The following is a 13,091-nucleotide window of genomic DNA, read 5'->3' on the forward strand; positions in this document are numbered from 1 at the left end:
TCAATCTCCGTATTTGCGGCTCTTGCCGATCGAGTATCGGTTCAAAGCCTTCGCAACCGCGGCCGGTACCCTCTTCTGGAAGAAGTACGCCAAGGACGGCTCGAGCATCGGCCTGTAGAAATTCATGCTCTGGCTGGTGCTTGGGTTGTGGACCGAGCCGATCTTGAAGCCGCTCTTGTTCCTCTTGAGGATGCGGTGACGATCGATGACGCCGCCCTCTAGCTTCTTGATTGCGCTCTCACTGAGGCCCATCAGGCGGGCCAGCACCGGCATGTTGCCGGAGGTGCTGATATCCTGGTTGAATGTCTTCTGGTTGAGGACGGCGTGCGCGACGTTGACGGGCGCCCCCGCCAACAGGTTGATGCTGATGTCGGCAATCTTGTAGACGCGCTTGCCGGTGTCGCTCTCATAGTAATAGGGGCGGATCGTGACGCACCCATAACTGACCGTTCCGGTGCCGCCCGCAGCCTTGAAGCCCTTGTTCAATCCCACCACGCCGGGGCCTGCCTTGGCTCGGATCTCGGAACGCAGCGCGGAAGTGTGTAGGAAGAACTTGTCCTTGTTGGCTGTCTTCTTCCGCCGGGTGATGTTGGCCAGGTTGCGCCAGTCCAGCAGAATGCCGGCCTCGTCGAATTCATCAATTTCAAGGGTTGTCTTGCCCCCATACTCACTCTCAGAGCGTTGACCGATCAGCTCCGTGCCAATGAACTGCCCGATCTTGCGCAGCTCCTGGTCGATGCCATCAGAGATCCGCTTCGCCAAAGTCTCAGCTTTGGTGCTGAAGAAGTTGGCCCTGTTTGACCTCTCTATCGTCCTGGCCAGCTCGTTGGCGATGAAGCTCGGGATCTGCCCCATATCCGAGGTAGAAAACTGGTTCACCGACCGACCGATCGAGGCTGAAGCTAAACCACCCGGTACCCCGGAGCCGTGCTTGGTGATGGTGGCGGTGATTTTGGCCTTAGCGGATCTCGGCATAAGTCACCCCGAGGGCCGTATCGAGTCTTCGGACAATGGCGTCGTCGACCTGGTCCCCGAGCTGGATATGAGCACCGGTGACGATCCGGCGCGTTTCCTCCGAGAGGTTGGTCGCCGGCTCGGGATATTCCCTGCCCGTCATCTCAACCGTGCATGCGATCAAGCCGAGATCCTCGGCCGCCTGGCCGCGCTTCAGGCCCGTGAGAGTGTCCGTCTGGCTCGCGTGTCGCTTCCAGACCAGGTCGGCCAGCACCTGGAATAGCCTGAAGGTGAATTGTTCGCCGTATGGCGAGTAGCCGTTGTTGGCGACGATGAAGCGCCGGTTCTGCTCATCCAGGATGATGTCGCGCGGCTTGACGACGCCCGCGGTGATCGTGCGGAGCATCAGCCGTGGCGATGAGAAGTCGTAGGTCGGGACCTTGCCCTCGTCGACCGGCATGATGGTGCCATTGAAGGGCTGACCGTTTTCCTTGTAGATCAGCGTCTGGAAACGGCGAGCGGCTGTGTGGAGGCTGGCCATATCTCACCCCGTGATCGGATCGGCGTCGGTCGTGGTGATCAGGATGGCGTAACCCGGGTCGATCACCGGGTTGATGATCGCCAGGGCGGCCGATAGACGGCCCTCGGCGGCCTTCTTCAGTTCGGAGAAGTCCTTGCGGGCATTCCGCTTGAAGCTGAGCGCCCCGTCCGTCTCTTCCTGGGCCACGCGGTTGGAGAGCGAAGGAATGATGTCCAGCACGGCCCGGTACAGGACCGCCTCGTTCGCGCGCACCTCGGCCTCTTCGCCGGAGGTCAGGGCAGCAGCCAAGGTTGTGCGGGTGACCTGAAATTCAAGGTTCAGGAGCGCGGCCGAGAGATCGACGTCTTCGTCCGGCAGCTCGCTTTCGTTCACGCCCAAAAATGAGCGCACGTCCTTTGGCTGGACGGAGTAAAGGATTTTCGGCACCAGCCGATACGTCGTCACGGAGTCAAATGGGATGCCGCCCCGCTGGGCACTCACGCGCACAACGCGCCGGGAGAACGACGTGGAGATCTCGTTGTGCTCGGCGGGAACCGTCACGACCAGCACGGCGTCGGTCGGGCCGGTGGTGAGATCCTGCGTGAAGAGGACAGCCCCATCCGGACCTGTCACCGACAGCACTGCCGTCCCGGTATCCGGGACGGCAGGCTGGCCGTTGTAGGTCAGGTTGACAGGAAGGGTTACATCCCCGCCGGCCTCAAAGGTACGCATCAGGCTTCGTCTTCCGGGCTGGGGATTTCGTCTTCCTTGGCCTTCCGACCTCCGCGCTTCTTCTTGACCGGCTGGTCGACCGCCTCGGTGCCGAACTCGGCCATGAAGGCGTCGATCGCGAACTGCATGTCGCCTTCGGCCTCCTTCACGTAGGCGACGAAGTCTTCGTCGGTCGCCTCGGGCTTGAGCTCGGCAATGATCCGAACCTGGCCGCGGCCAATACGGTCCTGGATGAAATGGGAGTTCTCGACGACGCTGGGCCGGCGGGCATGAATGCGCTGGCCCTTGTGGGCCAGGTCGTGGAGCTGGAAAGAGCCCTTGGTTTCAGCAAGCAATTTGATCATGATTTTCCTCACACCGAAAAGAGCCCGCCGCCTCTAGGGCGGCGGGCCTGGGTTCTTAGTCGTCGGTGCTGTCGTAGTCGAAGATCGACCGGGTGTCGGAGAAGGCCAGCTTGTAGCCGGTGTTCTCGGACTTGGTGAACGTGATCGACTGGTTGGTGATCGCGCGTTCGGTCTCCTCGATCTGCGAGCCGCCCTCGTTCAGCTCTTCCAGCGTGTCGCCGCGCGACATGCCCAGGAGCTGCTTGGCCGGAGCCGAGGACGACAGGGCGAAGTTGACCGTGCCACGCAGGATCGGCACGCCACCGATCTGGAAGCCCGAGGCCGCCAGGTTCTCTGCGTCGGTGCGGTTCGCATTCGACGTCGGGATGGCGAACAGCAGCAGCCAGTCGATGTAGGTGTCCCAGTTGCCGATGACGGTGTCGACCGGGATGCCAGCCTGAGCGCGAGCCACGAGCCAGCGGAGCAGCGCCTCGTAGTTCAGCTTCTTGTCGGCAGCGGTGGACACGAAGTCCTTCTGCTTAACGACAGGAGCGGCCGGGTTGACGCCGTCGCCATTGATCAGGATGTGGGTCGCCGAACGAACCTTCGACAGCTCCTTCTCACGGTCCATACGGTTGACATAGGGCACCAGCGTCTCGATGCTGGCGCGACGATCGAACTCGTACGAGAAGCGGTAGCCGCCGCCGTGCTTGTAGAACTTGACGCTCTGTTCGGACAGACGGATCGTCTTGACCGGGAAGCGGCCGAGTTCGGCGACAGCCGACACGACCTGGTAATCGTCGGCCTTGTCGTCGACGACGGTCGAGATCAGCTCGACGCCGGACATCGTGCGGCTCGAACCCACGATAGCAGCGGTCGTCTCCAGCGTGTCCTGGCGGAACTTCCAACGGACGACGTCGTCGACGACTTCCGGGAAGATGGCGCGGACGCCGGGGAACGTCTGGAACGTGTCCGACGCAGCTTCCAGCACGATGCCGCGCTCGAAGTCGTTCTGGATCGGCAGGTTCAGGTAGGCCAGCGAGGCCTCGTAGCCCGAGAGATAGCCGCGGTCGTCGCGGTAGCGCTTGTCGGCTTCCTCGGAACCGCGCACGTCGATCGCGAGGTTGAGGTAGTCGCGCATGCCGAGGCCAAAGGACTTGGCTTCCGACAGGATTTTCTGGCCGGCGCCCTTCGACGCCTGGGCGTCTTCGTGCTTCAGCGAGGCGAGAGCTTCCACACCCCGACGCTTGACCTGAGAGAGAGGCTTGAATTGCATTGCAGTGTTTCCTCGTTTCGTTCGGGGTTTGATTAGACCTTGACCACCACGGCGTAGCTGCCGATGACCTCAGCGACGAAGTTGATGCTGTGGTTCGGAGCGGACGCGCCGGCGTTCTTCAGCGCCTTGACTTCGCCGTTGCCGGCGCCGACGACGGTGTCGGCAACGGCGACGACCTCGCCCGCCTTGATCGGAAGCAGGTTGGCAAACTGAAGCTCGACGGCACCGATCAGCGAGCCTTCGACGGAGCGGTTTTCGATGGTCGAGAGGCGGCCGATAATGGTGTCGCCGTCACCGGCCAGCTTGACCTTGTTCGCGCCCGAGGCGTCGAGGGACACAGCCTTGCCGACGTCAGCGTCGACAATGCCGGTGGCGAGGTTGAAGGTGAGCGACGAGACTTCCCAGTGAAACCCGCGCAGCGTGACGTTCTGATGAGAATAAGTGGCCATTGGTTCGTTTTCCTGTTGGCTTGCGGTTGCGATTAGCGGCGGGTGCGGAACGACGTGACCACAGGGGATCCCGAGGCTCCGAGGTCACCCTCGGCGCCCTTGGCGCGACCACCGGCGGTCAGATTGATCTTGGTCTCGTTGATCTTGGCGACGACGTCTTCGATCTTCGCCGGGACCTCGGCGTCGACCTGGCCAGCCGCCGTCAGGACCTTTTTGCAGATCTCGCGGAGAGCCGCGTCGGCCGCCGTCAGGCTTGCCTCGGTGGCCGTGTGCTTGGTCTTCAGCTCGTCGAGCTCCGTCTGGATCGCAGGCGCTCCCTGCTTGGCGGTGTCGAGAGCAGCCTTGAGCGTGTCGCGCTCCGAGGTGAGTGCCGTGTTCGTGGCCTTCAGCTGTTCGTTTTCGATGGCTACCTTCATGCTCTCCTTCTCGGTGGAGCGCAGTTCGGCGAGGAGTTCCTTGACGTCCATGATGGGCTTTTCCCTGATGGTTGCAGTTGCGGTGAGTGCGAGACGATCGAGAGAGGTCTTCGCGGCCAGCGCCTTCATGTGAGGCGAGAACCGGCTTTGATCGCTGTTCACGATGCGCGCGTTTTGGGCGCCGCCTTGTCCGACGAGCGAGATCTCGAAGAACGCTTCGAGCCCAACCATCTTGCAGTAGACGCCGTTCTCACCGACCGTGTGCCCGTCAGGCGTGGTGCCGGTGAAGATGTTTTCGAAGCTGGCATCGGGGCCGAAGAAATCGAAGCCGTCTGCCGAGCAGATCATCTGCTTGGGCAGGATGCCGACTGAGACCTGGTCCACGGTGCCGTTGTCGACTTGTTTGATTTTATCCTGATGGGTTTTGTCGATCCACAAAAGGACGCGCAGCTCGGTGTCCTGGCCGTCGAATACCTGGCCGCGGAAGACGCGGCCAATCGGAAGGTCTGACCCTTCGTGCATGATCTGGACAGGCCGGCTCTCGGTCTCGAGCGCCAGGGCCATTTCCAGGAGAATTGATCGCTGCGCGACTGCGCCGTTGTAGATCGGGCTGCGCTTGCGCAAAGGGCGGTTATTCAGAGCAATCGCCTCAAAAATCGCGACTTCATCAACCTCCGCGCCGGCCTCTTTGAGGCGCGCGATGATCTCCGGTGTTTTCGCAATTTGTTTCACGACATACCCTGCGTTGCTGGGTGGCATGTCGTGATTTGTTAGTCAGGTCGCAAACTTCGAGTGCAGCACATTGCTGCACATTGACTAGTTGCTTCGCGCCGCTTTGCTGCCCTCGGGTGAGAGCGACCGGCCGAGCGGGTCGGAGTTCGGGCTGACCTCTTCGGCCTTGGTCTTGACGGGTGTCATGAAGCCGGTGCCAGCCATCTCCGGCGCGCTGTCGGGGCGGAGCCGGCCATACATCCACAGGTGATATTCATCGTCGGTGATGAGGCCGTCCGACAGGTCCTGACGGAGCCGGCTGGCCTTGAGGGTCAACTGCGGCTCGAGTTCGGTATCTGGGCGCAGCTCGGCCTTGCGGAACAGGACTTCGACGAAGCCCTGGAAACCCTGCTGGTGCAGGATGAAGGAGAAGGCATTCTGCAGGAGCTCGGCGACGGGTTCGTTGAGCTCGTCGGCGTTCATGGCGGCGATGCGCGCTTCGACCGAACCTGTGTTGACGCCGGAGGCGCCGCGGCCGATCACGGTCGCCATGGTCTTCAGCGCAGCCTGGTTCTGGGCATTGAGCGTCTCGATCACAGCCGTGATGTCAACACCGGCGCCAGGCTTGGCGTCATTCATGATGGATGGCTGCACGCTGTCGAAGTGGATCAGCGGTTGGTCGGAGCGCAGACCTTCGATCACGGCTCGGATCTCGCCCAGGCGGTTCGCCTTCCACTCCCGGAGCTTGACGTCATCGGACTTGATGTTTTCGGGCGCGTTCTTGGTCAGAACCTCCTCGACCACCTCGACCTGCATGCGCGGGAAGCCCGTCAGGCGCATGATGCGGTAAAGGTCGTTGATTACCTGCTGGCGGGCGGCGATCGTGTTGATGGACGACACGAAGGTCGAATGCCCATAGATCGAGGTCGGATCCTTGCGGTAGTGCGACACGAAGAAGGTTGGGATGTCGAGATTGATCTCGTCGTTGGAACCCGAGATCTTCTGGATCGGCTTGTACTCGCCAGGCTTCTTTTCGTACCACTGGACCGTCGACAGGTCGACGTTGCGGATGCGATCGGGAAGCAGCTGCTTATCGACGATCAGCTCGGCGGCGATGCCACCGCGGAGCAGGCACATGTAGCGCAGCTCCTCGGCGATCGAGCGCATGGATTTCTTCAGCTGGAAGCCCAGCGTGTAATCGGTCGGTCGGCCGATCTTCTCGATGGCCAGCATCAGGCTCTTGGTGGCGTCCCGGTCGATGTTCTGCTCCAGGTCGCGCGCAAGCACGATCCAGTCGGTGTTCGCCATCGTCAGGTATGCGTTGAGCGCCGCCGAGACGTCGGGATCGAACTTGAACAGGGATTGGAGAAGGGTTCGGCTGTCGTCCGATTGCCGCGTTGTGAAAAGATCCGTGAGGTGGTCCCGGTATTGCGGAACCGTGAGGACGCGATCCACCTGCTGTGGATTGTAGGTAGGCGTGGAGGCGGTGCCGCCAACCTTGGCTTTCTTCTTCGCAGGGATGATTGCGCTGAGAAAATCGAAAGCCGCCACAGTATGTCCTTATGAAAGTCCAAGGACAGATGGGGTCTTGAGGCGACTTCTGTAATTCAGTCCTGCATCACTCTGCTGCACCGCTTGAACGAGGCCCAGGATCATCGACATTTGGCGCTCTTCCTGCTCGTCCTGGCTGGCGATGTAGTCATGGACCCGCAGCGAATGCAGAAGATAGCCAAGCGCGTGGAAGAAGTGGTCATCGCCGGTGAGCTTGACCCATTTGGCCGGTTGTTCCGGCAACTCGACGCGCACCATGTCCTGAAGGTGTGTCTGGATGATCAGCTTCTTGTTGCCGTAGCCGGCGAAGACGATCTTCTGGCCGCGGATCATACCGACCGTCTTGTCGATGATCCCGGTGCGGTTGGACGAGACGTGGGTGATGTTGTCCATCTCGTCCTTGATCAAGGTCACCGGGGCGGCCTTGAGGCTCGTCGAGTATTCGATGGGTATGATGATGCCCTTGGACTCATCCCTGATCTCGCGGGCGAGCGGTGCGTAGGGGTTAAGGTCCATGCCCCCGGCGACGACGCGATATTGCTGACGGATGTCGGCCAGTGTCTCCTTCAGGTCGTCTGAGGGAACCTGCAGCCATTTAAAAACAACCGGTACCGATAGTCCCAGATGAGCCACGACAACATGACAGGTCTGACCAACGTCCACACCCACAGCCACTGGAGATCCCAAGGGTACATCTATGGCTCCTTCGCCTTTCATGACGGCCTCGATCTCCGGGATGGAGAGGCGGGCATTCGCGTCGTTGTAGGGTTCCCCGAGCACGGTGTTGTACCAACGCCGGATCGAGTTCTTCCGCTTGTAGTCGAGCAGCTGCTCGACGATGTATTGGACGGACAGACGGGGCGTAGCGAAGGGTCGGACCCAGTATCCGCGGCCGAGCCGGCCGGGGTGGCGGGGCACCCACTCACGCTTATCGGGGTCGCCCAGTTCCAGGCGCCGGCCGCAGTGCTCGCACATCATGAAGGCGTTCGAGAAATCGAACTTGGCCGCCATGTCATTGTCGATTTCGGAGAGATCGTTGAGATCCGACGACAGGCCGGGGATGTGGACGAAACGTGGGCTGAAGACCGGCAGGTTCCAGTGGCCGCAGCCGCACCGGCAGAGGAACTCATGCTGGTCGGACGCCTTGTAGGAGGAGTCGATGCCGTAGCCCTCGAACGTTGGGGTCGAGAAACCCTGACGCATCTTGATGTCGGAGCCCTGTAGGCGCGAGCCGTAGAGCGCCAGGATCTCCTGGTCTGTCAGGTCGACCTCGTCGTTGAACATGATGTCGGCGTTGATGGAGGTCGCGTCACCTTCCTTGCCGCCCGTGATGAAGCCGAAGCTGTCATCGATCTGGTACAGGTCCATCGAGCGCGCTGGTTTCTTCGAAGAGTCTTGCTGATTAAAGACCAGCTCGTCGTCGACCAGAGGCTTGATGCGTGTTTTTGACACGCGCTTGTACATTTCGTCGTTCGGCAGGCTGAAGATGCCGTTGATGCCGTTCGTTCGCTTGAGAAACGACAGAAATTTGCGGATCTGGACCTCTGTCAGGCCCACCTGCGAGCACTTGATCACCGACAGATTGAGGTGCATATCGTCCACGATCTGGCGCTGGAACTCGTATCCCTTGAACGAAAATGGCTTCTTTCGGAGGCTCGTGTTCGCGCAGATGAACTCCGACATGGACATTTCTGCCCCGTCTTCGGGGAATTTTTGTTGAAGGCGGGTTAGAAAATCCGCGTAAAGGCTCATGCGCCTTATATCGGGCTGTTGTTTGCGGAAATCTTCATTCTTGTCCTAGAGTAGTGCGGTCGATGTTCAAAAAATCGACCCCACATGAGATACCCCAAACCGGAGTACCTCATGTCCAACTTCTACCCGACCCTGCCGGAGGCGACTGTCCTCCAGTTCAGGGTGGCGCTGAACCAGTTGCGCGAAAAGCCCGACTATCTGGATCAGTCGCCCTATTCGACCGAAATTCGTGACTTCCTGAAGGAGCTCAATGGCCGCGGTGGTGCGGCCGAAGCTGTCACCTTCGACGGCGAAGCAGACCGGCTTGATTACGTCGAGCAGGAGATCACCACCGTCCTGGCCGATCTCAAGACGCTCGTCGCCAGCCTCGGGAACGCCGACCATTCCGAGAAGCTGCAGGTGGCCAAGGCCCGCGCCGGCCTCATCGAGAAGCTGGTCGCGGCCCGCGAGAAGGTCTGGACCATGAAGGAAATGGCCGATTTCCAGGCCAAGATCGTCGGTTTTCTCGACGAAATCTGCACGCCGGATCAGATCCAGGCGCTGAAAGAGCGCGTGAAAGGGGCCGAATGATGGGTATTTTTGCCTCCGAAGCGCCGAAATACTGGGCTCTCGGCAAGCCCGCGATCCCGCTGCGGATCGGTTTCAAGAACCCGTGGATCGATGCGTGGCAGGTTTTCGCCGATCGCATGCCCACCGAACGCGAGCAGCACATCTGGTTGCAGCAAAAGGGCAACGGCAACATCGGCATGCCGATGGGCGCCGCCTCTGGCATCGTCGCGATCGACGTCGACAGCGATGATCCGCGCGTCCAGCGCATCATCGAACAGCTCCTCCCGAAGTCGCCCTGGCGCCGTGTCGGTCGCAAGGGTGCCGTCTACGCTTACCGGTTCGAGGGCGAGCGCACCTTCCGCATCAAGGACTCGAAAGGTGAAATGCTGCTGGAATGCCTGTCCAAAGGCACCCAGATCGTGCTCCCGCCGTCAATCCACCCGGACACGGGCAAGGCCTACGCGGCCAACTGCGAGCTGACCGAGGTCATCGGTGCCCTCCCGGCCCTCCCGAAGGGTGTCGAGGGCATGCTGCGCGAGGCTCTGAAGGTCGAGGGCTTCGAGCTTTCGAGCTCGGGTAACACCAAAATCACTTCTTTCGTGCCGGCTGGTGCGCGTGACAACGCTCTGGTCTACAATGCCGGCCTGCTCGCTCGAGCAGTTACGAGGGGTGAACGCACACTGGTTGAAGCCATGGGCGAGATGAAGGCCTGGGTCGAGGGCTACACCGAGAAGGTGGCCGGCGATGAGGTCGACATCGGCAAGGCGCAGACCAAGGTCGTCGACTTCCTCATGCGCGACGTCACCGGCGAGAAGCGCAAGGCCCTCCCCCTCGGCTGGGACGACGGCCTGACCGAGGATGATAAGACCAAGCTCGGCCTCTCTATCACCGACGAGAATGAGCGCTGGGACGCTGAAAGGATCACGGCCCACCTGGTCTCCGAGTTCGAGCGTCATGTCACGCCGGACACAGCCGGCTGGACGCGCGCCGTGGAAGTCGTGCTCGATCGCATGGCGCGCAATCCCGACATCAGCTCGCTCGATGAAGAGCGCATTCTGAAGTTCATCGTCTCGGCGTCGAGAGGTGCCTTCTCGCTCACCACACTGCGCGGCGAGCTCAAGAAGCTGCGCATGGGCGAGATCTCCGGCACCGACCACACCGAGGTCGCCCTGGCGGCGATCAAGGACATGGAGGAGTTCGGCAAGCTGAAGTTCCACCAGGGCCAGTTCTGGCAGTGGAAGGGCGCGTCCTGGGAGACGGTCGACCAGAACGAGTTCATCAAACACCTGTCCCAGGAATACGGCAAGCTGCCGGTCTGCAAGCGGTACTCCGACCTGGCGCAGATCGTGAAGCTGATGGGCAGCAAGCTGACGGCCGAGCTCAAGTCGGTCCAGCTGACCGGCGTGAACTTCGCCAACGGCTTCCTGACCGAGGAGCTGGATCTGCGCAAGCACTCACCAGAGTTCGGCTGCACCTACGTGCTGCCCTATCGGTACCAGCAGGACAGCCGCTGCCCGCTTTTTCTTCAGATGCTGGACGATTGCTGGGGAGAAGATCCTGACTACGGCGACAAGGTGATGGCGCTGCAGGAGGCACTTGCGGTAACGCTCATGGGTATTGCACCGCAATATCAGCGAGCGTTCTGTCTGATCGGCCAAGCACACAGCGGCAAGTCACGTATCCTGGAGATCCTCCGGGGCCTGATCCCGCAGGGCAGCTTCTCCGCTATCCCGCCGACCGATTGGCATGACAAGTTCCTGCCGGCCCAGATGGCCGACAAGCTGGTCAACTTCGCCGGTGAGATCTCCGAGAAGCGTGACATCGACGGCGAAATCTTCAAGCAGATCGTGTGCGGCGAAAACATCACGGCTCAGCACAAGAACCAGTCGCCGTTCGGCTTCAACGCGCGGGCCGCCCAGTGGTTCGCCTCGAACCACACGCCCAAGACCAAGGACACGTCGGACGGCTTCAACCGTCGCTGGCTCTTCATCAAGTTTCCGCGGCGTATCCCGGACGAGAAGAAGATCATCGACATCGACCAGATCATCCTGGCGGCCGAGCGCGAGCAGATCGTCGCCTGGGCGCTCCAGGGGCTCTCGCGACTGAAGCAGAACAAGGACTACACCATCCCCTCAAGCCATAGGGTGGTGATCGACGACATGGCTAACCAGAACAATTCGGTGCGATATTTTTTGTCACAGAGCCCTCGTCTCAGAGTGGGGAAGCGCGAGCACGAGGGCATGAATTCTTCCAAGACCCGCACTATGGGGGATCTCCTTTTCGACGAATACTGGGTTTTCTGCGCTCAGGCGGGGGGTGTCCAGCGTGTGCCACGTCAGAGATTTCACGGATTGATGGAGGAGCTGGCGCCCGCCTTCAGGTTCGAGCAGCTGAGAGAGATCCGGAATGGGGGCACCGACATCGTCTACAACTACGTCACCTTTGCGGGGACGATGAAGTAATCACCGTCGATGCTGATGAGTGGTGGGAATACGAGAAGTGGATCAGTTATGAGCCAGAATGAAGACCTCGACCTGCTGCTCGACGCCGTGTCCGACCACCTGGACATCGCGTTCCAGGCTGGTTGCTCAGTGCCGGAGATCGTCAGTTGCCTGGAGCAGGCGGTCGCTCTGTTCCTGCTCGACAAGATGTCGGTGGAGGAGGCGCTGGGGGTGGTGCGGACCTCCTGCGCTGACATGATGGCTCGGATCCCCAGGATCGCCGGAGATCCGGACGCAAAACACTAAAAATCACTCTTCCTATAGTATCGCGTTTGACCATCTCCCGGTTTGGGATTAGGGATTTGGTCAAGAGACGCGGAAGAAAGGGCGCTCTTCGGGGCGCCCTTTTTCGTTCTTGCTAAGTATTAGAGTGCTATTACTTGGTTTTCCAAAAATTTTTGTAGAGTATGTGTGGGTCCATTCCCGGCGTCGAGGCAGGAAAAGCCTAGGAAAATGGTGTACTCCTTCTCTTGTTCCTGCGAACTGGTGGGTTATTCTTAGTTATCGGCAATGAGTTGTTGCTGGTGGCGGGGCTCCCCCGCGAGGCCTCCCTCGGGAGGCAAGGGCGGAGCCATGTCTGAACCGGAAGTTGCTCAATCGAGCAGCGCCAAGCCCCGAAGGGGGCGAGGACGGGGAAGGTGCGCCTGATCCACAACCTGCTCAATTGAGCAAAACGGAGAGTGAAAATGGCTACGGGTTACACGCTGGCGGGCGTCGCTGGACGCATCCGCGATCTCGAGAACAAGACAAATGGCGCTTACTACGTGGGCGTTTGCTGGCTGGCGATGTGCCGCGATAGCGGCAAGGGTGCGAAAAAGCGCCTCGCCGACAAGGTGTTCGGCGTCGACAAGGGCGCGAAGGAAACCAGCACGTTCCGCAATGCATGGCGGATTGCCGAAAAGGCCTTTTCGGAAGGCTTCCCGGCGGCGCACCGCAAGGCGGTTGTGGAGCTGGCGCTGGATGAGGCGATTGACTTCGCAGTCAAGGCGCTGGAGGCGCACAAGACCGCGCTCAAGGTCACGAACATGAAGGATTACGAGGACGTATGCAAATACGCCTCTGTCGAGACCATGCCGCCCAAGGCGGAGGCCGAACCGGACCCTGAAGCGGAGGCGAAGGCCAAAGCGGAGGCGGAGGAACAGGCCGAAGCGGAGGCGAAGGCCAAACGTGAGGCCGAACTCAACCCGGTCGACCCGCTGATCGGTCTGCGACATGCCGCCAGCGAGTTGACGCTGGAACAGGCGATCGAATTCGCCGGATGGCTGAACGAGCACATCCAGCGGGCGATGCAGCCCACGGAAGAGAGGAAGGCGGCCTAAGCCGCCCTCCCCGGGCCGCCCGTGGGGGCGGCCCGGGG

At 60.8% G+C, this 13,091-nt stretch carries 13 protein-coding genes; 4 read left to right on the plus strand and 9 right to left on the minus strand.

The annotated features are described in order from the left end of the window. The 9 genes from FJ426_RS20790 to FJ426_RS20830 form a co-directional block, all read right to left on the minus strand. Complete coding sequence (locus FJ426_RS20790) at nt 1-975, minus strand: hypothetical protein (protein ID WP_140579912.1); 975 nt, start codon at nt 973-975, stop codon at nt 1-3. Next, nucleotides 959-1,495, minus strand: a complete 537-nt coding sequence (locus tag FJ426_RS20795) for a hypothetical protein (protein ID WP_140579913.1) — start codon at nt 1,493-1,495, stop codon at nt 959-961. Before FJ426_RS20795 ends, FJ426_RS20790 begins: the two co-directional genes overlap by 17 nt. A gap of 3 nt (nt 1,496-1,498) precedes the next feature. After that, complete coding sequence (locus FJ426_RS20800; RefSeq protein WP_140579914.1) at nt 1,499-2,206, minus strand: hypothetical protein; 708 nt, start codon at nt 2,204-2,206, stop codon at nt 1,499-1,501. After that, nucleotides 2,206-2,550, minus strand: coding sequence for a hypothetical protein (locus tag FJ426_RS20805; protein ID WP_140579915.1), 345 nt, complete (start codon nt 2,548-2,550; stop codon nt 2,206-2,208). Before FJ426_RS20805 ends, FJ426_RS20800 begins: the two co-directional genes overlap by 1 nt. Nucleotides 2,551-2,605: 55 nt before the next feature. Continuing rightward, nucleotides 2,606-3,805 (minus strand): hypothetical protein, encoded by a 1,200-nt coding sequence (locus FJ426_RS20810; RefSeq protein ID WP_140579916.1) that lies wholly within the window; start codon nt 3,803-3,805, stop codon nt 2,606-2,608. A gap of 32 nt (nt 3,806-3,837) precedes the next feature. Next, nucleotides 3,838-4,254 (minus strand): hypothetical protein, encoded by a 417-nt coding sequence (locus tag FJ426_RS20815; RefSeq protein WP_140579917.1) that lies wholly within the window; start codon nt 4,252-4,254, stop codon nt 3,838-3,840. Between the two features lie 32 nt (nt 4,255-4,286). After that, nucleotides 4,287-5,402, minus strand: a complete 1,116-nt coding sequence (locus FJ426_RS20820) for a hypothetical protein (protein WP_140579918.1) — start codon at nt 5,400-5,402, stop codon at nt 4,287-4,289. An 84-nt stretch (nt 5,403-5,486) separates the two neighbouring features. Further along, entirely contained in the window at nt 5,487-6,932 is a 1,446-nt protein-coding gene (locus FJ426_RS20825) for a hypothetical protein (protein WP_140579919.1), read from the minus strand. A gap of 9 nt (nt 6,933-6,941) precedes the next feature. After that, nucleotides 6,942-8,684 (minus strand): phage terminase large subunit family protein, encoded by a 1,743-nt coding sequence (locus tag FJ426_RS20830; protein WP_140579920.1) that lies wholly within the window; start codon nt 8,682-8,684, stop codon nt 6,942-6,944. A 111-nt stretch (nt 8,685-8,795) separates the two neighbouring features. Between FJ426_RS20830 and FJ426_RS20835 the strand changes: the two genes are divergently transcribed. From FJ426_RS20835 to FJ426_RS20850, 4 genes are all read left to right on the plus strand, one after another. Then, nucleotides 8,796-9,254 (plus strand): hypothetical protein, encoded by a 459-nt coding sequence (locus FJ426_RS20835; RefSeq protein ID WP_140579921.1) that lies wholly within the window; start codon nt 8,796-8,798, stop codon nt 9,252-9,254. Continuing rightward, nucleotides 9,254-11,695 carry a phage/plasmid primase, P4 family gene (locus FJ426_RS20840; RefSeq protein ID WP_181176983.1) on the plus strand — a complete coding sequence of 814 codons (2,442 nt, stop codon included), beginning with the start codon at nt 9,254-9,256 and terminating at the stop codon, nt 11,693-11,695. The genes FJ426_RS20835 and FJ426_RS20840 overlap by 1 nt, the downstream gene beginning before the upstream one ends. Nucleotides 11,696-11,743: 48 nt before the next feature. Beyond that, on the plus strand, nt 11,744-11,980 hold the full coding sequence (locus FJ426_RS20845) for a hypothetical protein (protein ID WP_140579923.1): 237 nt from the start codon (nt 11,744-11,746) through the stop codon (nt 11,978-11,980). Nucleotides 11,981-12,420: 440 nt separating this feature from the next. Beyond that, complete coding sequence (locus FJ426_RS20850; RefSeq protein ID WP_140579924.1) at nt 12,421-13,053, plus strand: hypothetical protein; 633 nt, start codon at nt 12,421-12,423, stop codon at nt 13,051-13,053. The last annotated feature ends 38 nt before the right edge of the window (nt 13,054-13,091 follow it).

The sequence above is a fragment of the Mesorhizobium sp. B2-6-4 genome, from assembly GCF_006441495.1.
Taxonomy (GTDB): Bacteria; Pseudomonadota; Alphaproteobacteria; order Rhizobiales; family Rhizobiaceae; genus Mesorhizobium.

Coding starts and splice junctions, on each gene's coding strand:
- FJ426_RS20790 (WP_140579912.1), bottom strand. CDS start 975: ATGCCGAGATCCGCTAAGGCCAAAATCACCGCCACCATCACCAAGCAC.
- FJ426_RS20795 (WP_140579913.1), bottom strand. CDS start 1,495: ATGGCCAGCCTCCACACAGCCGCTCGCCGTTTCCAGACGCTGATCTAC.
- FJ426_RS20800 (WP_140579914.1), bottom strand. CDS start 2,206: ATGCGTACCTTTGAGGCCGGCGGGGATGTAACCCTTCCTGTCAACCTG.
- FJ426_RS20805 (WP_140579915.1), bottom strand. CDS start 2,550: ATGATCAAATTGCTTGCTGAAACCAAGGGCTCTTTCCAGCTCCACGAC.
- FJ426_RS20810 (WP_140579916.1), bottom strand. CDS start 3,805: ATGCAATTCAAGCCTCTCTCTCAGGTCAAGCGTCGGGGTGTGGAAGCT.
- FJ426_RS20815 (WP_140579917.1), bottom strand. CDS start 4,254: ATGGCCACTTATTCTCATCAGAACGTCACGCTGCGCGGGTTTCACTGG.
- FJ426_RS20830 (WP_140579920.1), bottom strand. CDS start 8,684: ATGAGCCTTTACGCGGATTTTCTAACCCGCCTTCAACAAAAATTCCCC.
- FJ426_RS20835 (WP_140579921.1), top strand. CDS start 8,796: ATGTCCAACTTCTACCCGACCCTGCCGGAGGCGACTGTCCTCCAGTTC.
- FJ426_RS20840 (WP_181176983.1), top strand. CDS start 9,254: ATGGGTATTTTTGCCTCCGAAGCGCCGAAATACTGGGCTCTCGGCAAG.
- FJ426_RS20845 (WP_140579923.1), top strand. CDS start 11,744: ATGAGCCAGAATGAAGACCTCGACCTGCTGCTCGACGCCGTGTCCGAC.
- FJ426_RS20850 (WP_140579924.1), top strand. CDS start 12,421: ATGGCTACGGGTTACACGCTGGCGGGCGTCGCTGGACGCATCCGCGAT.